Origin of the sequence: Mesorhizobium erdmanii (genome assembly GCF_013170725.1) — a bacterium.
Taxonomy (GTDB): domain Bacteria; phylum Pseudomonadota; class Alphaproteobacteria; order Rhizobiales; family Rhizobiaceae; genus Mesorhizobium; species Mesorhizobium erdmanii.
This window is the reverse complement of sequence record NZ_CP033361.1, coordinates 4,365,166-4,381,358: the sequence shown is the minus strand read 5'-3', so window position 1 is coordinate 4,381,358 and position 16,193 is coordinate 4,365,166. Positions and strand designations below refer to the sequence as shown.

The window sequence follows — 16,193 nt, the reverse complement described above, 5'->3', positions numbered from 1 at the left end:
GATTCGCGGTTGGCCTGATGGTGGCCGCGACATGAAAGGTTGGACAATGGCCAAAATATCCAAGGCTCCCAGCGACGGCGTCTTCGCAGTCCTCCCGCTGCGCGACATCGTGGTGTTTCCGCACATGATCGTTCCGCTCTTTGTCGGGCGCGAAAAGTCGATCAAGGCGCTGGAAGAGGTGATGGGGCAGGAAAAGCAGATCCTGCTCGCCACCCAGATGAATGCCGCCGATGACGATCCCGAGCCCGATGCGATCTTCGACATCGGCACGCTCGCCAATGTGCTGCAATTGCTGAAGCTGCCCGACGGCACCGTCAAGGTCCTGGTCGAGGGCGCTTCGCGTGCGAAAATCGTCTCGTTCACCGACCGTCCCGACTTCCACGAAGCCCGCGCCGCGGCGCTGGTCGAGCCGGAAGAGGAAGAGGTCGAGGTCGAGGCATTGGCCCGCTCGGTCGTCACCGACTTCGAAAACTACGTCAAGCTGAACAAGAAGATCTCGCCTGAAGTGGTGGGCGCCGCCAGCCAGATCGACGACTATTCCAAGCTCGCCGATACGGTTGCCTCGCACCTCGCCATCAAGATCCCTGAAAAGCAGGAGATGCTGGCCACGCTCTCGGTCAAGGAACGGCTGGAAAAGGCGATGGGCTTCATGGAAGCCGAAATCTCCGTCCTGCAGGTGGAGAAGCGCATCCGCTCGCGCGTCAAGCGCCAGATGGAGAAGACGCAGCGCGAATACTACCTCAACGAGCAGATGAAGGCGATCCAGAAGGAACTCGGTGAAGGCGAGGACGGCCGCGACGAGGCTGCCGAGATCGAGGCACGCATCAAGAAGACCAAGCTCTCCAAGGAGGCCCGCGAGAAGGCGGAAGCCGAATTGAAAAAGCTCAGGACGATGTCGCCGATGTCGGCGGAATCGACCGTCGTGCGCAACTACCTCGATTGGCTGCTGTCGATCCCGTGGGGCAAGAACTCCAAGGTCAAGCAGGATCTGGCCTATGCCCAGAACGTGCTCGACACCGATCACTTCGGCCTCGACAAGGTCAAGGACCGCATCGTCGAGTACTTGGCCGTGCAAAGCCGCCAGAAGAAGCTGAAGGGGCCGATCCTGTGCCTCGTCGGCCCTCCCGGCGTCGGCAAGACCTCGCTCGGCAAGTCGATCGCCAAGGCGACCGGCCGCGAGTTCATCCGCATGGCGCTGGGCGGCGTGCGTGACGAAGCCGAAATCCGTGGCCATCGGCGCACCTATATCGGTTCGATGCCCGGCAAGGTCATCCAGTCGATGAAGAAGGCAAAGAAGTCCAATCCGCTCTTCCTGCTCGACGAGATCGACAAGATGGGCCAGGACTTCCGTGGCGATCCGTCATCGGCGCTGCTCGAGGTGCTCGATCCCGAGCAGAACTCGACGTTCATGGACCATTACCTCGAGGTCGAGTACGATCTGTCGAGCGTGATGTTCGTGACGACGGCCAATACGCTGAACATCCCTGCGCCCTTGATGGACCGCATGGAGATCATCCGTATCGCCGGCTACACCGAGGACGAGAAGATCGAAATCGCCAAGCGGCACCTGATGCCGAAGGTGATCCGCGATCACGCGCTGCAGCCGAAGGAGTTCTCCGTCGGTGAGGATGCGATCCGCGCCATCATCCAGACCTACACCCGTGAAGCGGGCGTCCGCAGTCTGGAGCGCGAGCTGATGAAGCTCGGGCGCAAGGCCGTGACCGAGATCCTGAAGACGAAGAAGAAGACGGTGAGCATCACGGCGGCGAATCTCGCCGACTACCTCGGTGTCCAGCGCTACCGCTTCGGCCAGGTCGAGGCCGACGACCAGGTCGGTGTCGTCACCGGTCTTGCCTGGACGGAAGTTGGCGGCGAGTTGCTGACGATCGAAGGCGTCATGATGCCCGGCAAGGGCCGCATGACGGTGACCGGTAACCTGCGCGACGTGATGAAGGAATCGATCTCGGCGGCGGCCTCCTATGTCCGCTCGAGAGCTCTTGATTTCGGCATCGAGCCACCGCTTTTCGACAAGCGCGACATCCACGTGCACTTGCCGGAAGGCGCCACGCCGAAGGACGGCCCGTCCGCGGGTGCTGCCATGGCGACAGCCATCGTGTCGGTACTGACCGGTATTCCGGTCCGCGCCGATGTGGCGATGACTGGCGAGATAACGCTTCGCGGCCGCATCTTGCCGATCGGCGGCCTCAAGGAGAAGCTGCTCGCCGCGCTGCGCGGCGGCATCAAGAAGGTGCTGATCCCGGAAGACAACGCCAAGGATCTGGCGGAGATTCCGGACAATGTGAAGAACGGCATGGAGATCATCCCGGTCTCACGCGTCGGTGAGGTGTTGCGCCACGCGCTGGTGCGTATGCCGGAGCCGATCGAATGGGTCGAACCGGTCAATCCGCCGGCCTCCACTGACTCCGCGGACGACGCTGGAAAATCGCTCGCGCATTAGTAATTCCTAAAGTTGCGACGCACAAACGGAAAGCCGGGCCTCGCGCCCGGCTTTTTTCATGTGAAAAACCCCGGAATTCCGGGCTTTTTCCGCTTTTTTCCTGCCTTTTCGGCTTGGTTGTGGGAACGCTTCTTTCTAAAGTCCGTTTCCTGCCGGATGAGTCGTTAGTTCCGGTGTTCTCATGGAAGGGAATTTTTATGAACAAGAACGAACTGGTGTCCGCTGTCGCCGACGCCGCGAGCATTTCGAAGGGTGACGCGCAGTCGGCGGTCGACGCGGTATTTTCCGTGATCACCGGCGAACTGAAGAAGGGCGGCGATGTCCGGCTTGTCGGCTTTGGCAATTTCACCGTGTCAAAGCGTGCGGCCTCGACCGGCCGCAACCCGCAGACCGGCGCCGAAGTGAAGATCCCGGCGCGCACCGTGCCGAAGTTCTCGGCCGGCAAGGGCCTCAAGGACGCCGTCAACTAAGACCATTTATTTTTGTAAGACCAGAAAAGCCGGGCTTGCCCGGCTTTTCATTTTTATGGCGCATGCGGTGGGTCGCATCCGAAGCCCGCAAATCATGCGGTCGGCGCCTCGGCGCGCATCAGGCCTTCCTTTTTGAGATCGGCCCACAGGGCTGCAGGCAGTTTCGCATCGAGCAGTGACCGGTTGCTTTCGACTTCGCTTGGCCGCTGGCCGCCAGGGATTACCGAGACGACGGAAGGGTGCAGCAGCGGGAATTGCAGCGCCGCCTCGATCAGCCTGATGCCATGGCGTTTGCAGATAGCCTCGATGCCGGCGACCCGCTCGAGAATGTCCTTGGGCGCTTCGGAATAGTTGTAGTAGGCGCCCGGCTTCGGTCCTGTCGCCAGGATGCCGGAATTGTAGGGGCCGCCGAGCACGATGCCGATGCCACGCCTCTGGCAGAGCGGCAGGAAGGATGTTAGCGCCTCCTGTTCCAGCAGCGTGTAGCGCCCAGCGAGCAGGAACAGGTCGAAATCGCCACGCTCGGCCAGGGTCTGGGCAACCTGCCATTCATTGATGCCGCCGCCGAACGCCTTGATCACACCCTGGTCGCGCAGCGACAGCAGCCCATAGTAACCCGAGCGCATGAACTCCTCGATGCGCTGGTCGGATGCGTCCTTGCTGCCATGCGTGAAGATGTCGACATCGTGCACGAACAGGATGTCGATGCGGTCGACACCAAGGCGCTCGAGCGAGGCCTCGAACGAGCGCATCACTCCATCATAGCTGTAGTCGTACACCTCGCGCCGCGATGGCGTGTCGAAGAACTTGCCGATGCCCGTGCGCTCTTCCGGCGGGCAGGCGCGCATCAGGCGGCCGACCTTGCTCGACAGCACATAGTCGTCACGTTTCTTGCCGCGCAGGAACGGATTGAGCCGGGTTTCCGACAGTCCGAGCCCGTAGAGCGGCGCGGTGTCGTAGTAGCGGCAGCCGGTCGCCCAGGCGGTCTCCAGCGTGGCACTGGCATCCTCGTCCGAAACGGCGCGGTAGAGATTGCCGAGCGGCGCCGTGCCGAAGCCGAGTTCGGTGAAGGTGATGCCCCCATTGCCGATGCGGTCGAAATGCCGGGTCTTCATATGCTGCTGTTCGCCTCGTTTGATTTGTCTGACATGACACTATCATGCCTGTGGCCAGGCAAAAGCGTCGCGGACCGTTGGACACGCATTTTCGCGGTTGCTAGCATGAATGAAATCAAGCTGTTCAAAGGGCTGCGAAAGCGACGCTTGCGGGAGGAATTCGATGGCAGGTTCGCGGTGAGCGAAAACGACGGAAGCCTGTTCGAAACAGCACTCGGCGAACTCAGCGACGTGCTGGCGCGCGTCGACCAGAGCCGCATCGACGCTGCCTGCGAGCTGCTGGCAGGAGCCAGGCAGATCGTCGTCTATGGCTGCGGCCGCGAGGCCTTGCAGGTCAAGGGTTTTGCCATGCGGCTCTATCATCTCGGCCTGCCGGTTTCGGTGGTCGGTGACATGACCACGCCGCCGCTGGGGCCTGGTGACGTCTTCCTGGCCAGTTCCGGGCCGGGCGAGACCTCGACGGTTCTGACCTTGATGCGCGTCGCGCGCGATGCCGGCGCGACCGTCCTGCTGCTGACCGCCCAGGCCGGCGCCAGTGCGGCGAAACTGGCCGACGCCACGCTGCTCATCCCGGCCCAGACCATGGCCAATGACCAGGGGCCGCGGAAAACGTCGGTGCTGCCGATGGGCTCGGTGTTCGAAGGCGCGCTGTTCCTGCTGTTCGAGGTGATGGTGCTGAAGCTCAAATCCCTGACCGGTGCGTCTCCCGAAGCCATGCGCGCGCGCCACACCAACATGGAATAGATCATGCGCTATGAGCTGATGCTGCCGCACCAGATCCGCAAGGCGATCGCTGAGAATTGGCCGGTCGCGCTGCCTCTCGGCGTGCTCGAATACCATGGCGAGCACATGGCCGTCGGCATGGACACGCTGGCTGTCATCAAGACGCTGGAACTGTTCGAGAATGAGAGGGACGTCGTTATCCTGCCGCCCTTCTACTATGGCGCGGCGAGCTACGCGGTGGCGCCGCCGGAAGGCAGTGGTTCGGTGCAGGTCGGCGGCAATCAGCTGGCGCCGTTCGGCGAGGAACTGTTCTACAGCCTGCTGCGCATCGGCTTCCGCAACATCCACGCCATCATCCACCACCAGACCGAAAATTTCGCCGCCGGCATGCCGACCGATCTCGCCTTCAAGACCGCTGGCCGCCAGGCGATCTTTCGGTTTCTCGAGAAGCAGCGCGGCGAGGGCTGGTGGGGCTCCGAGACGATGGCCGACTATTATGCCGGACATGCCGCGGGCGAAAACTTCTTCAACTGGGTGCAGGTGCATCCGCTGATGCCGGCCGCCATGAACGGCAAGTACCCATTCGATCATGCCGGCATTGGCGAGACGTCATTGATGCTGGCGCTATGCCCGGAAGCTGTCGACGCCGACCGCTTCGCCGACAATAAAGGCTGGTATACGGCAAGCGCTAAGGAGGCATCGGCTGAGCTTGGAGAAGAGGGCGTCGCCATGATCATGGCAAACTTGAAGCAGATTTTACAATCATAATCCTTCGTGCTATTTTAGATAAGTCTAATGGTGTGGAATTTAGGGGAAAGTTATGTCTGGTCGAGAGGCAGTCCATACGGCGCAGGGAGGATTTGATCCAGAAAAAAGTCTCGGCGGTTTCGACTACATTATTTTTTTTGTAGCAATACTGTTTTTGTCGGTGATACTTTTTGCTGGTTTTAAGGATCCTACCGTTCAATCGAATATATTATACCTTGTTGTTCTGTCTCTTTCATGCTCAATGGTCTTTGCCTTTCTTCCATTTGACGCGAGATTTGAATACAAGAGTCTTTTTAAAGCAGGAGGAACTGCCGCAGTATTCGGTTTTTGTCTATACATAGTTACAAATTTCACTGGTCATGAATACATTGAAAATAAGAGAAGAGCTGATGATCAGATAACTGCTCTCCAGGGTATCATAAAGGATAAGGACTCTGAAATCCAATCTTTGAGGGACAGTGCTAGTAAGCTATCCAGCGGAGACGATTCAAAAAAATCTCAAATTGAGTCAATAAAAATCTTCGTAGATCAAGCCAGCACGTCGGCCAAAAATCTCCACGACGATATTTCGGAAGGGATTCAGTTTTCCTCTGCAGCCCGGGATAATAGCAGTGACTCAAGGACTTGCTCACTAAGAGGTTCGCAAAGCTTGGCAGCACTGTCGAGAGCTGTGCCGCGACTTGAGAGTATGCAGTCCAATCTTGCTTCCGCGCTCAGCCTTATCAAATAAGCCTTGAATTAGACTTGACGCTTGGCTTACTTCACGGCTCCCGCCGTCATACCCATGATGAGATAGCGTTCCAGAGCGATGCCGATAACCGCCAGTGGCGCAATCGCCGCAGTGGCAAGGGCGGCCATCGACCACCAGTTGATGCCTTGCGAGCCGGTCTGGCTGGCGACCATGACGGGAATGGTCTTGGCATCTGTCGAGGTCAAAAGCGCGGCGAAGAAATACTCGTTCCAGCACAGCACCATCGCCAGGATGAAGGCGGCGACCATGCCCGGCAGCGCGATCGGCATGACGATGCGGAAGAACGCGCCCCAGATCGACAGGCCATCGACAAGGGCGGCTTCTTCCAACTCGACCGGGATGGAGTTGAACTGGTCACGCATGATCCAGATGACGATCGGCAGCACCATCAGTGTGTAGAGCAGGATCAAACCGAGGCGCGTGTCGAGCAGGCCGACTTCGCGGTAGAGTACCAGGAAGGGCAGAGCGAGCACCACGGGCGGCAGGATCAGCTGCGACAGGAAAAAGAAGGAGATGTCCTCGTTCTTGAACCAGGCGAATTTGTAGCGATAGCGGGTGAGGCCGTATGCGGCCAGGCTGCCGATGACGATGGCAAGGCTCGATGCGCCGACCGAGGTGATGACCGAGTTCATGAATCGCTTGAAGAACTCATCGCGCACCGTCGAGGTCTGGAAGATCGAATCCGGCGACAGGCCGAGCGAACGCCAGCCCTTCCAGTCCGGCTGGAAATCGATGAAGGGGATCAGGTGGCCTTGCGTGACGTCGACCGCCGATTTGAACGAGGTCGTTATCGTCCAGTAGATCGGGAACAGGCAGATGAAGGCCCAGAAGACGAGCGCGCCGTAGATGAAGACGCGGCTGGTGATGAAGCTCGCCGGAGAGCGGATTTCGGAAACGGTATAGTCGGTGGTCTGAACGCTCATGATCCGGCCGTTCCAACTCTTTATTTTGACGCAATTCCGGACGGAAAACCGTTTCACACTTTTCCTGGAATTGCTCTAGTTGACGTTGCGCACGAAGCGGTTGGCGAGCTTCAACAGCCAGGTCACGAACACGACGATGATGACGAGATAGGCCATCGCCAGCATGGTGCCGTAGCCGACATTCGAGCGGTCGCGATATTCGCGGTAGATGAAGCTCGACACGGAATCGGTCGCTCCGCCCGGGCCGCCTGACGTCACCGTGATGATGATGTCGGCGAGCTTCAGCTTGAAGATGATGCGCAGGATCACCGCCGTTACCGAAACCGGCAGCATCAGCGGGAAGGTGACCTGCCAAAAGGTCTGCCATGCGTTGGCGCCGTCGACGCGCGCCGCTTCCAGCACCTCGCGCGACATTGCCTGCAGGCCGGCAAGCAGCATGATCATCATGAACGGAATGAAGGTCCACGCATCGAGCAGCATGACCGAGATGCGCGCGGTGATCGGATCGGAGAAGAAGGCCGGGTTCTCCCAGCCGAGATGGCGCGCCAGCGTCGCCGCCGGCCCGAACCGGTACTCCATCAGCGATTTACCGATCATCCACGATACCGCCACCGGCGACAGCATCAGCGGCATCAGGAAGACGACACGGAAGAACTTTCGCGCCCGAATCTGCGCGTTGAGTAGCAGCGCCAGGCCGAAGGCGATGACATATTCGACTAGCACCGCCAGCACATAGAGCACCATGTTGAACAGCGCATTGCGGTAGTAGGGATCGCTCAGCATCTGCCAGAAATTATCTAGCCCGTTGAACCTGCGGCCATTGAAGGAACTGAGGTTCCAGTCGGTGAGCGCGATGTAGAATCCGAACAGCGTCGGGAAGATGACCATGGCGATGGTGAAGAGCAGCGCAGGCAGCAGGAACAGCGCGCGCTGGCCGTCCTCGCCGCGGGTCAGCACTTGGCCAATGCCGATTGCCACGCCCCACAGCACGTAGGCATAGACAACGGGCCGCCAAGTCTCGAAGCCGATCGTGTCGACCTCGCTCTTGTAGAGGATCTGAAGCAGGATCGTCGCCAACAAGCCGAGCGTCGCCGCAGCCATAAGCGCCCAGCCAAGCCGTTTGCGGGCAGGAGAGATCAGATCGTAGGGGGCGGCATCTGCCGGCCACTGGTTCGCGGTCGAAGTCTGGTCAGCCACAAATCTCGCCCGTTTGGAAGGCCCCTCTTGGAGCCGGAGCCGAAGGCTGTGGTCCGGCGTTGCCGCCGGACCACGGTTCATAGGCAGCCTACATGCCGAGTGAGGCCTTGTAGAGCTTCACTTGCTTCTCGCGACCGATCTGGTCTGTCAGCTTTTCCCAGGCGGCGGCGATGGCATCGGCGCCTTCCTGCGCCTTCATCTTGCCGGCGAAGGTGTTGGCCAAAATATCCTCGGCAGCGCTGTAGTACTGGAAGATGCCGGGGATGCGCGGCTCGATCGCGCCGTTCGGATGGTTGTAGGAGTTGAACTGGGAATCGAGGTAACTCGTGATGAATGCCTTGTCGTAGCCGGCGGCCACCCATTCGTCGATGTCGTGCTGGCTGTTGCGGTAGCACTGGAAGCCGGACGGATACATCGCTGTCCAGATCGCCAGATCCTTGCCACCGAGATGCGCCGCTGCGCTCCATGCGGCCTTTTGCTTCTTCGGATCGCTGTCGACGCGGGCCATGACATAGACGCCCCAGCCGAGATAAGCGAGGTTGGGCGCATAGTTCGGTCCGCTCGGCAGCTTGTCCCATTTACCGGTCTTGGAATTGTAGACGTCATCCGAGCCCGGCAGGATGTCGAAACCGCAAAGGTCGCCAATCACGGACGAATCGTTGGTTTTGACGTTGGAGCCGATGTCGCCCCACCAGGGGATCATCGAGCCCGTGCCGGCCAGGAACTGCTGGAAGCCGGTGGTGTTGGGGTCGGCGTTGATCTGGTCCGCGGGTTCGGACGGCAGCGCGTCAATGACATCCTGGATGGCGCGCACCCAGGCCGGATTGTTGATGCGCGGCTTCATCGTGTCGGCGTCGAACAGCCACGCCTTGTCATCGGGATGCTTGGCGTAAGCGGTGGCGCGGCTGCCGAGGAAGTAGAAGCCGAACCCGCCCCATGGCTTGGGCGCGTCGAGATAGCCATAGACGTCCTGGCCCTTGAATTTCTTGCCTTTGAGGAACTTGGTGACGGCCTGCACCTGCTGCCAGGTCTTCGGCACGCCCCATTCGCCGGCACCACCGCCGTCCTTCCATTGCTTGGCGAGGTCGGCATCGGCGAACACGTCGGTCCGGTAGTTGAAATTGTGCGTGTCGCCGTCGATGGTGACGCGATACTGCTTGCCATCCCAGGTGCCGACTGGGGGCTTCAGATAATTGACCAAGTCGTCGATATCGATCTGCTTCTTGACCCAGTCCGGCATTACCGAAGTGAGCCCCTTGCCGCAGACGTCGCCTTCGAAAGGCGCGCCCATCTCGGCAATATCGAAATCGACGGTTCCGGTGGCGATCGACTGCTGCAGGCGGGCATTGTAGTCGGCCTGCGCCAGGTCGATCCAGCTGATCTTGGCGCCGGTATAGGCTTCCCATGGCTTCAGGAAGCCACGGAACAGCACGTTGTGCAGGTTTTGGTTGTTGAGGCCCATGAACTTGAGCTCGACACCGGCGAACTCGCCTTCCTTGACGTTGGCTTTGGTCGCTTCGAGGCAGAGCTCGCCGACCTTCTGGAAATCGGCGTCGGTCGGTTGGCCCTTGCCAACGCCGGGAATCTGCAGGATTTTCGCACGAAGTTCGCTTGCCGCCGATGCAGGACGCGTCGAGGCGCCGAGCCCAACGCCGGATGCCGCCGCGATCGCGGCCATGCTGGCCGCACCCTTCAAGACGTCACGCCTCGTGGCACCGGCGCGAACCAGTTTCTCGTAAATATCTGTTTTCATGGACTGTTCCTCCCAGAACATCAGTGTGAATTGATGTGGCCACCTGTCGGACGCTGAAGCACCATTGTGCTCCCGGCTCGGAAACGAATTAGGCAGGACCCCACCCTGCGTCGATTGATATTCCCTGCCGATCGGTGCCGACATTTGGACCAGCGCCCGCCACTATTCTCACAACCAAACCCCGTGTCAACGAGAACGGGTTTTTATCTATAAGAGACCGACTTGCCCTGACAGGTCGCGTTAGTTAGCTTCTGCGCCTACGGCCGATGGAGGAGATATGGCTCAAGTCGCAATCAGCAAGGTGGCCAAGGCGTTCGGAACCGTCAAGGTTCTGCACGAAGTCAGCGTCGACATCGCTGACGGACAGTTCGTTGTGCTGGTCGGCCCCTCGGGTTGCGGCAAGTCCACGCTGCTCAGGATGGTGGCCGGGCTGGAGACCGTTTCTGGCGGCACGATCGCCATCGGCGACCGCGTCGTCAATCATCTGCCTCCGGCAAAACGCGACATCGCAATGGTGTTCCAGAACTACGCGCTTTATCCGCACAAAACGGTCGAGCAGAACATGGCTTTTGCCCTCAAACTGCGCAAGACCGACCCGGCCGTGGTCGCCGAGCGGGTCAAGCGTGCAGCCGATATCCTCGATCTCAATCCCTATCTGAAGCGCTATCCAAGGCAGCTCTCCGGCGGCCAGCGTCAACGCGTGGCGATGGGGCGCGCCATCGTGCGCAATCCGCAGGTTTTCCTGTTCGATGAGCCGCTCTCGAACCTCGACGCCAAGCTGCGAGTGCAGATGCGCACCGAGATCAAGGAACTGCACCAGCGGCTGAAGACCACGACGATCTACGTCACCCACGATCAGATCGAGGCCATGACCATGGCCGACAAGATCGTCGTCATGCGCGATGGCCGCATCGAACAGGTCGGCGCGCCGCTGGAACTGTTCGACCGGCCGGCCAATTTGTTCGTGGCCGGCTTCATCGGCTCGCCGTCGATGAACCTGCTCAAGGGCATCGTGCGCAAGGGCGGCGTCGACGTGGCGGGAACGCTGTTCCCCATTCCAGCGAACAGTGCCGTGGAAGAGGGGCGTGCGGTGGTCTACGGCGTGCGCCCGGAGCATCTGGAGATTCATCCCGACGGCGTAGCGGCGAAGATTTCCGTGGTCGAGCCGACAGGGTCCGAAACGCTGGTGTTCCTGCGCTTCGGCGACGGCGAGATGGTGGCGTTGTTCCGTGAACGCCACGACTTCAAGCCCGGCGACACGCTGACGCTGAAGCCGAGGCTCGACCAGATCCATCTTTTCGACGCCGAGATCGGCCAGCGTCTCTGACCGCAACGTCTCTCTCAAACGCACTTCACGAGGACTATCATGCTCAAAGGCATCAATCCGCTGCTCAACGCCGACGTGCTGCAGGCATTGCGGGCGATGGGCCACGGCGATGATCTGATCATTGCCGACACCAACTTCCCGTCCGATTCGGTGGCGCGCCAGACGGCGCTCGGCCGGCTGCTGCGCATCGATGCATCGGCGGCCGAGGTGGTGAAGGCGGTGCTGTCGCTCTATCCGCTTGATACGTTCGTCGATGATTCCGCCGCGCGCATGGAGATCGTCGGCAAACCGGACGAGATTCCGCCCGTGCAGAAGGAAGTGCAAAAGGAAATCGACGCGGCGGAGGGCAAGTCGTGGCCGATGCTGCCGGTCGAGCGCTACGCCTTCTACGAGCGTGCCAAGCAGGCCTACTGTGTGATCCAGACCGGCGAACGCCGTTTTTACGGCTGCTTCGCCTTCCGCAAGGGCGTCGTCCCGCCGGATGCGGAGTAGCAGCATGGCCTCCAGCAAGCCTGTCGTCATATTGGGCGTCTTCGTCGCAGACACCGCTTATCGCGCCGATCGCCAGCCGCGTATGGGCGAGACGATCCTCGGCAACTCGTTCAAGCTGGGGCCGGGCGGCAAGGGATCGAACCAGGCCGTGGCCGCCGGCAAGCTCGGCGCCGACACGACCTTCCTGACCCGGCTCGGCGTTGATGCCTTCGCCGACATGGCGAAGCGGACCTGGAAGGATGCCGGGGTGAAAAGCGCCGTCATCGACACGCCGGACAGCTATACCGGAGCCGCCTACATCTTCGTCGAAGAGGGAAGCGGCAACAACGCCATCATCGTCAGTCCCGGCGCCGCGATGTTGATCTCGCCGCAGGATATCGAGGCCAATGCCGCCATGATTCGTGGCGCCGGCGTCTTCGTCACCCAGCTCGAGCAGCCGATCGACGCAGCGATACGGGCGCTGGAGATCGCCCGCGGGGCAGGGGTGACGACCATCCTCAATCCCGCTCCCGCTGCAAAGCTTCCCGATCGCATCTACACGCTCTGCGACTATCTCACGCCGAACGAGACCGAGACGGAGGAATTGACCGGACTGAAAGTCTCCTCGGTCGATGAGGCGCGGGCCGCCGCCGGCAAGCTGCTGGAAAAGGGCGTCGGCACGGTCATCGTAACGCTTGGCGACAAGGGCGCGCTTCTGCACTCGAAGGATCGCTCCGAACATGTCCCCGCCATCAGTGCCGGGCCGGTGGTCGAAACCACTGGTGCGGGCGACGCCTTCAACGGCGGCTTCGCCGCGGCGCTGTCGCGTGGCGTGGAGCCGCTGGAGGCGGTGCGCTTCGCCTGCGCCGTCGCCGGCATTTCGGTGACACGTCCGGGTACGGCGCCTTCGATGCCGACGCTGCAGGAGGTCGAGGCGCTGCTGGCGAAGGCTTGATTCCGGGCCGGGCTATTGGGGCCGAAAGCCCAAGCGGTAGCTTGGCTCGACGCCTTTGGCCCTCGGGATCCGGCTATCGACGCCTTGCCGTATGCACAAGCAATCGAGCCCGGTTCGAAGGAACCCGGGTCAATTCATGCTTTTGACAAGGGAGACATCCTGACATCCAACGTCGACATTTCTCTTTGAGCCAAGGGTTTGAAACCCTTGAGAGAAATGGCGCGAGTGACGGGGCTCGAACCCGCGACCTCCGGCGTGACAGGCCGGCACTCTAACCAACTGAGCTACACCCGCGCATTGACGAGCACGTGTCAGCCGTGTTCGTCGTTGGGCCGCTGGATAAGGGGTTCGCCACCGGGTGTCAAGCGCACCAAACCATCATAACAGCAAACTGGAGAAGGTTTTTTGACAGCCGGCGTTTTGTTCGCAAATCCGGCTTGCGAAGAGGGTGTCGCCTGTTCATTTGGCCTTGCGAAGCCGGTCGCGACCGCTTAAAGGTCCGCGCCGGAGCGGGCGATTAGCTCAGTTGGTAGAGCGCTTCGTTTACACCGAAGATGTCGGCGGTTCGAGTCCGTCATCGCCCACCATATAGCCTTTGGTTTTTTAGACTATTTCGCATCGTCGGCTGGCCGTTGTCGCATAGAGCCGAGCCGATATCTCGAAGACAGGTGTGATGCGCTTTTCGATGTTTCCCATTCGTCGAGACATTGTGGCGTCGTTGATCGGATGTCTTTTGGTGGCCGGCTGCTTCGACCTGAAGCAGGATCTGGCATTTCGACGCGATGGCATCGCTACGGCCAACGTCCGGATAGCCGTGGATGCCACGGCGCTTGCAATGGCCAAGGATGTGAACAGCAACTGGTGCAGTTCTGAAAAGCTGCTGTCTTCGAAGGCGATTACCGGAACGGCCGAGCGGACCACCGAGGGAGGGGACGAAGTCTGCACCGTGTCTTTCTCCGGCAAGACAGACGATCTTGTCGCGGCTCTTTCAAACGCCAACATCGGAGGCGACAAGAGGCAAGGCGTCCAGCTCAACCGCGTTGGGGAAAATTACGAATTCATCGTCAGCTTCCCCAGTCTCAAGCCAACCGGCAAATATGCCGACGATCCGATGGCGCAAGGGTTGCAGACCCTCATCTTGGCGAAGATGTCAGGCAGGCATATTGCGTGGACGGTGACGGCTCCGCGCATCGTCGAGACAAGTGGCACGATATCGGACGACGGCCGCACGGCATCGTATTCTCGACCGCTCGCATCGGTACTTTCCAGCGATCAGCCGACGACATTTAGAGCCGTGTTCTCGCTCGAGCCGCCCGGAATGCTCGAAGAACTGTTCAACTGGTTCCGGTAAAGCCTTGCAGGACGCCGAAGAACTGGGACGGAATAACGGCGCCTTTCCCTCGCAGAACACGGTTGCGACGTCACGGCGGCGCCATTCGGAAATCCTTGCCCTCCGGCAGCAACTGCCCACCATCGACGACGATGGTCGTGCCGGTAATGTAGCTGGCATCGTCCGAGGCCAGGAACAGGAAGGCGTTGGCGACGTCGCGCGGGCTGCCCAGCCGGCCAAGCGGGATGGAATCCTCCATGTTCTTGATATAAGCGGCGCCACGGTGCTGCTGGATGGCCTCGGTCAGGATGTTGCCGGGCTCGACGCCGTTGACGGTGATGCCGTAGCCTGAGAATTCCAGTGCCGCCGCCCGGATGAAGCCGTTGATGCCGGCCTTGCTGGCTGAATAGTGGCCATGGCCAGGGCTGGTCACGTGCGGTCCGGTGATGGACGAGGTGTAGAGCATGCGGCCGAAGCGCTGCGCCTTCATCGGCACCAGCGCCGCGCGGCTGGCGTTGAAGGTGCCGCGCAGGTTGACGGCCATGACGCGGTCCCAGTCGTCGGCGCTGGTGTTCTCGATCAACTGCCAGGGATAAATACCGGCATTCTGCACGATGATGTCGAGCCGGCCGTTCTGCTTCAGCGCCAGCGCCACCGCGGCCTCGGCATCGCGCATCCGCGAAATGTCGGTGTGGATGAAAGGGACGCCAAGTTCGTCGGCGGTCGCTTGTCCGGCCTCGGCCTCGCTGTCGGCCAGCACCATGCTCGCGCCTTCCTCTGCGAAGCGCAGCGCGATGCCCTTGCCGATGCCGCGCGCGCTGCCGATGATCAGCGCCACTTTGTCCTTCAGCCGTCCTGTCATGCGCGTGCCCCTCTCATGCCAATTTTTGGCGAATGGTTTGCTTGAAGGCGTCGAGCAGCACGGCCGCCAGCACCAGCAGGCCGTGGATGACTTGGGTGAAGTTGGCGGGCAGCCCCATCAGATTGATCGCCGTGTTGATGGCCGAGAGCAGAAGCACGCCGGCATAGACGCCGGGCAGGGTGCCGACGCCGCCCTTTAGGCTGACGCCGCCGATGACGACCGCGGCGAAGGCGTTGAACAAAAGGCCGACGCCGAGATTGGCCGTAGCGCCCGAGGTGCGGATCGCCAGCAGCCAGCCGGCAAGGCCGGCGATGGCGCCGGCCAGCACGAAGGCGATCACGAGGTTGCGGTTCACCCGGATGCCGGCGCGGAAGGTCGCGGTCTCGTTGCCGCCGATCATCACCAGATGGCGGCCGAACGGCGTCTTGGCCATGATCAGCGAGAAGACGACGAAGCAGGCGATGGCGATCCAGGCGGTGAGCGGCAGGCCGATCAGCCTCTGGATGCCGAACCAGCGGATCGCTGGAGCCAGATCCTGCGCCGAGCGTCCGCCCGAAATGACCAGCACCAGGCCGCGCACCCAGATGTAGGAAGCGAGCGTGATGATGAAGGCACTCATCTTGACCTTGACGACCAGAAACCCGTTGAAGGCGCCGATCAGGCCACCGACGGCCAGCGCCAGCAGCAGCGACACAGGAACCATCAGCCATTCCGGGTGCAATTGTACGCCCATGCCTATGCCCGATGAGCAGAACAGGATGCCGACCGCCATGGCGCTGAGCGCGGCGACCGATTCGACCGACAGATCCATGTGGCCAGCGATGATGACCAGCGCCAGGCCGATCGACATGACGCCGAGCACGCTCGATGCCTCGATGATGTTGGCGAAGATGCCGAGCTGGAAATAGTTTGGGATGAAGATGGAGAAGACCACCAGCACGAACAGCAGCATGAACCAGACGAGGTTGTCGAGAACGAACTCCAGGGCATGGCGGGTGCGGGGGTTCATGGGCTGATCCGGCTGGCGCATGAACCGAAACTCGATCTTCGGTGACGATCTTGCGCGGATTGAAGTTGCGGAGAAGCGGCT

15 protein-coding genes and 2 tRNA genes are annotated in these 16,193 nt (G+C 60.9%); 10 read left to right on the top strand and 7 right to left on the bottom strand.

Annotation, left to right across the window (positions count from 1 at the left end; translation table 11 throughout):
- Positions 1–46 precede the first annotated feature (46 nt).
- Positions 47–2,458 carry an endopeptidase La gene (gene lon, locus EB233_RS21390; RefSeq protein ID WP_027051575.1) on the top strand — a complete coding sequence of 804 codons (2,412 nt, stop codon included), beginning with the start codon at positions 47–49 and terminating at the stop codon, positions 2,456–2,458.
- A 197-nt stretch (positions 2,459–2,655) separates the two neighbouring features.
- Positions 2,656–2,928, top strand: a complete 273-nt coding sequence (locus EB233_RS21385) for an HU family DNA-binding protein (protein ID WP_006201846.1) — start codon at positions 2,656–2,658, stop codon at positions 2,926–2,928.
- A 92-nt stretch (positions 2,929–3,020) separates the two neighbouring features.
- Here the strand turns inward: EB233_RS21385 and EB233_RS21380 are convergent, their stop codons facing one another.
- Positions 3,021–4,043: an aldo/keto reductase gene (locus tag EB233_RS21380; RefSeq protein ID WP_064991579.1), complete on the bottom strand. Its 1,023-nt coding sequence runs from the start codon at positions 4,041–4,043 to the stop codon at positions 3,021–3,023.
- 105 nt (positions 4,044–4,148) lie between these two features.
- Between EB233_RS21380 and EB233_RS21375 the strand changes: the two genes are divergently transcribed.
- The 3 genes from EB233_RS21375 to EB233_RS21365 are packed head-to-tail and all read left to right on the top strand — an operon-like array spanning position 4,149 to position 6,264.
- Positions 4,149–4,787, top strand: a complete 639-nt coding sequence (locus EB233_RS21375) for an SIS domain-containing protein (RefSeq protein ID WP_171892248.1) — start codon at positions 4,149–4,151, stop codon at positions 4,785–4,787.
- A 3-nt stretch (positions 4,788–4,790) separates the two neighbouring features.
- Positions 4,791–5,534 carry a creatininase family protein gene (locus EB233_RS21370; RefSeq protein ID WP_064991578.1) on the top strand — a complete coding sequence of 248 codons (744 nt, stop codon included), beginning with the start codon at positions 4,791–4,793 and terminating at the stop codon, positions 5,532–5,534.
- A 52-nt stretch (positions 5,535–5,586) separates the two neighbouring features.
- Positions 5,587–6,264 (top strand): hypothetical protein, encoded by a 678-nt coding sequence (locus EB233_RS21365; protein ID WP_155765438.1) that lies wholly within the window; start codon positions 5,587–5,589, stop codon positions 6,262–6,264.
- A 26-nt stretch (positions 6,265–6,290) separates the two neighbouring features.
- Here EB233_RS21365 and EB233_RS21360 read toward each other — a convergent pair whose 3' ends face one another.
- The 3 genes from EB233_RS21360 to EB233_RS21350 all read right to left on the bottom strand — a co-directional run bounded on the left by EB233_RS21360 (position 6,291) and on the right by EB233_RS21350 (position 10,158).
- On the bottom strand, positions 6,291–7,208 hold the full coding sequence (locus EB233_RS21360) for a carbohydrate ABC transporter permease (protein ID WP_027051580.1): 918 nt from the start codon (positions 7,206–7,208) through the stop codon (positions 6,291–6,293).
- Between the two features lie 75 nt (positions 7,209–7,283).
- The gene (locus EB233_RS21355) at positions 7,284–8,405 is read right to left on the bottom strand and encodes a carbohydrate ABC transporter permease (RefSeq protein WP_064991577.1); all 1,122 of its coding nucleotides are present in this window, start codon (positions 8,403–8,405) and stop codon (positions 7,284–7,286) included.
- Between the two features lie 88 nt (positions 8,406–8,493).
- The gene (locus EB233_RS21350; protein WP_064991672.1) at positions 8,494–10,158 is read right to left on the bottom strand and encodes a type 2 periplasmic-binding domain-containing protein; all 1,665 of its coding nucleotides are present in this window, start codon (positions 10,156–10,158) and stop codon (positions 8,494–8,496) included.
- Positions 10,159–10,435: 277 nt separating this feature from the next.
- Between EB233_RS21350 and EB233_RS21345 the strand changes: the two genes are divergently transcribed.
- The 3 genes from EB233_RS21345 to rbsK are packed head-to-tail and all read left to right on the top strand — an operon-like array spanning position 10,436 to position 12,911.
- On the top strand, positions 10,436–11,485 hold the full coding sequence (locus EB233_RS21345) for an ABC transporter ATP-binding protein (RefSeq protein WP_064991576.1): 1,050 nt from the start codon (positions 10,436–10,438) through the stop codon (positions 11,483–11,485).
- A 39-nt stretch (positions 11,486–11,524) separates the two neighbouring features.
- The gene (locus tag EB233_RS21340) at positions 11,525–11,977 is read left to right on the top strand and encodes an RbsD/FucU family protein (protein ID WP_027051584.1); all 453 of its coding nucleotides are present in this window, start codon (positions 11,525–11,527) and stop codon (positions 11,975–11,977) included.
- A 4-nt stretch (positions 11,978–11,981) separates the two neighbouring features.
- The gene (rbsK, locus tag EB233_RS21335; protein ID WP_064991575.1) at positions 11,982–12,911 is read left to right on the top strand and encodes a ribokinase; all 930 of its coding nucleotides are present in this window, start codon (positions 11,982–11,984) and stop codon (positions 12,909–12,911) included.
- 217 nt (positions 12,912–13,128) lie between these two features.
- Here the strand turns inward: rbsK and EB233_RS21330 are convergent.
- Positions 13,129–13,205 (bottom strand) — tRNA-Asp (locus EB233_RS21330).
- 217 nt (positions 13,206–13,422) lie between these two features.
- Between EB233_RS21330 and EB233_RS21325 the strand changes: the two genes are divergently transcribed.
- Both EB233_RS21325 and EB233_RS21320 read left to right on the top strand, forming a co-directional pair.
- Positions 13,423–13,498, top strand: a tRNA-Val gene (locus tag EB233_RS21325).
- Between the two features lie 86 nt (positions 13,499–13,584).
- Entirely contained in the window at positions 13,585–14,262 is a 678-nt protein-coding gene (locus EB233_RS21320) for a hypothetical protein (protein ID WP_064991574.1), read from the top strand.
- Between the two features lie 70 nt (positions 14,263–14,332).
- Here EB233_RS21320 and EB233_RS21315 read toward each other — a convergent pair whose 3' ends face one another.
- Together EB233_RS21315 and EB233_RS21310 are read right to left on the bottom strand one after the other, a co-directional pair.
- Positions 14,333–15,103 carry an SDR family NAD(P)-dependent oxidoreductase gene (locus EB233_RS21315; RefSeq protein WP_064991573.1) on the bottom strand — a complete coding sequence of 257 codons (771 nt, stop codon included), beginning with the start codon at positions 15,101–15,103 and terminating at the stop codon, positions 14,333–14,335.
- Between the two features lie 13 nt (positions 15,104–15,116).
- Entirely contained in the window at positions 15,117–16,112 is a 996-nt protein-coding gene (locus EB233_RS21310) for an ABC transporter permease (protein WP_064991671.1), read from the bottom strand.
- Positions 16,113–16,193: the final 81 nt, after the last annotated feature.

Coding starts and splice junctions, on each gene's coding strand:
- EB233_RS21380 (WP_064991579.1), bottom strand. CDS start 4,043: ATGAAGACCCGGCATTTCGACCGCATCGGCAATGGGGGCATCACCTTC.
- EB233_RS21365 (WP_155765438.1), top strand. CDS start 5,587: ATGTCTGGTCGAGAGGCAGTCCATACGGCGCAGGGAGGATTTGATCCA.
- EB233_RS21340 (WP_027051584.1), top strand. CDS start 11,525: ATGCTCAAAGGCATCAATCCGCTGCTCAACGCCGACGTGCTGCAGGCA.
- EB233_RS21370 (WP_064991578.1), top strand. CDS start 4,791: ATGCGCTATGAGCTGATGCTGCCGCACCAGATCCGCAAGGCGATCGCT.
- EB233_RS21360 (WP_027051580.1), bottom strand. CDS start 7,208: ATGAGCGTTCAGACCACCGACTATACCGTTTCCGAAATCCGCTCTCCG.
- EB233_RS21320 (WP_064991574.1), top strand. CDS start 13,585: ATGCGCTTTTCGATGTTTCCCATTCGTCGAGACATTGTGGCGTCGTTG.
- EB233_RS21385 (WP_006201846.1), top strand. CDS start 2,656: ATGAACAAGAACGAACTGGTGTCCGCTGTCGCCGACGCCGCGAGCATT.
- lon (WP_027051575.1), top strand. CDS start 47: ATGGCCAAAATATCCAAGGCTCCCAGCGACGGCGTCTTCGCAGTCCTC.
- EB233_RS21350 (WP_064991672.1), bottom strand. CDS start 10,158: ATGAAAACAGATATTTACGAGAAACTGGTTCGCGCCGGTGCCACGAGG.
- EB233_RS21345 (WP_064991576.1), top strand. CDS start 10,436: ATGGCTCAAGTCGCAATCAGCAAGGTGGCCAAGGCGTTCGGAACCGTC.
- EB233_RS21375 (WP_171892248.1), top strand. CDS start 4,149: ATGAATGAAATCAAGCTGTTCAAAGGGCTGCGAAAGCGACGCTTGCGG.
- EB233_RS21310 (WP_064991671.1), bottom strand. CDS start 16,112: ATGAACCCCCGCACCCGCCATGCCCTGGAGTTCGTTCTCGACAACCTC.
- rbsK (WP_064991575.1), top strand. CDS start 11,982: ATGGCCTCCAGCAAGCCTGTCGTCATATTGGGCGTCTTCGTCGCAGAC.
- EB233_RS21315 (WP_064991573.1), bottom strand. CDS start 15,103: ATGACAGGACGGCTGAAGGACAAAGTGGCGCTGATCATCGGCAGCGCG.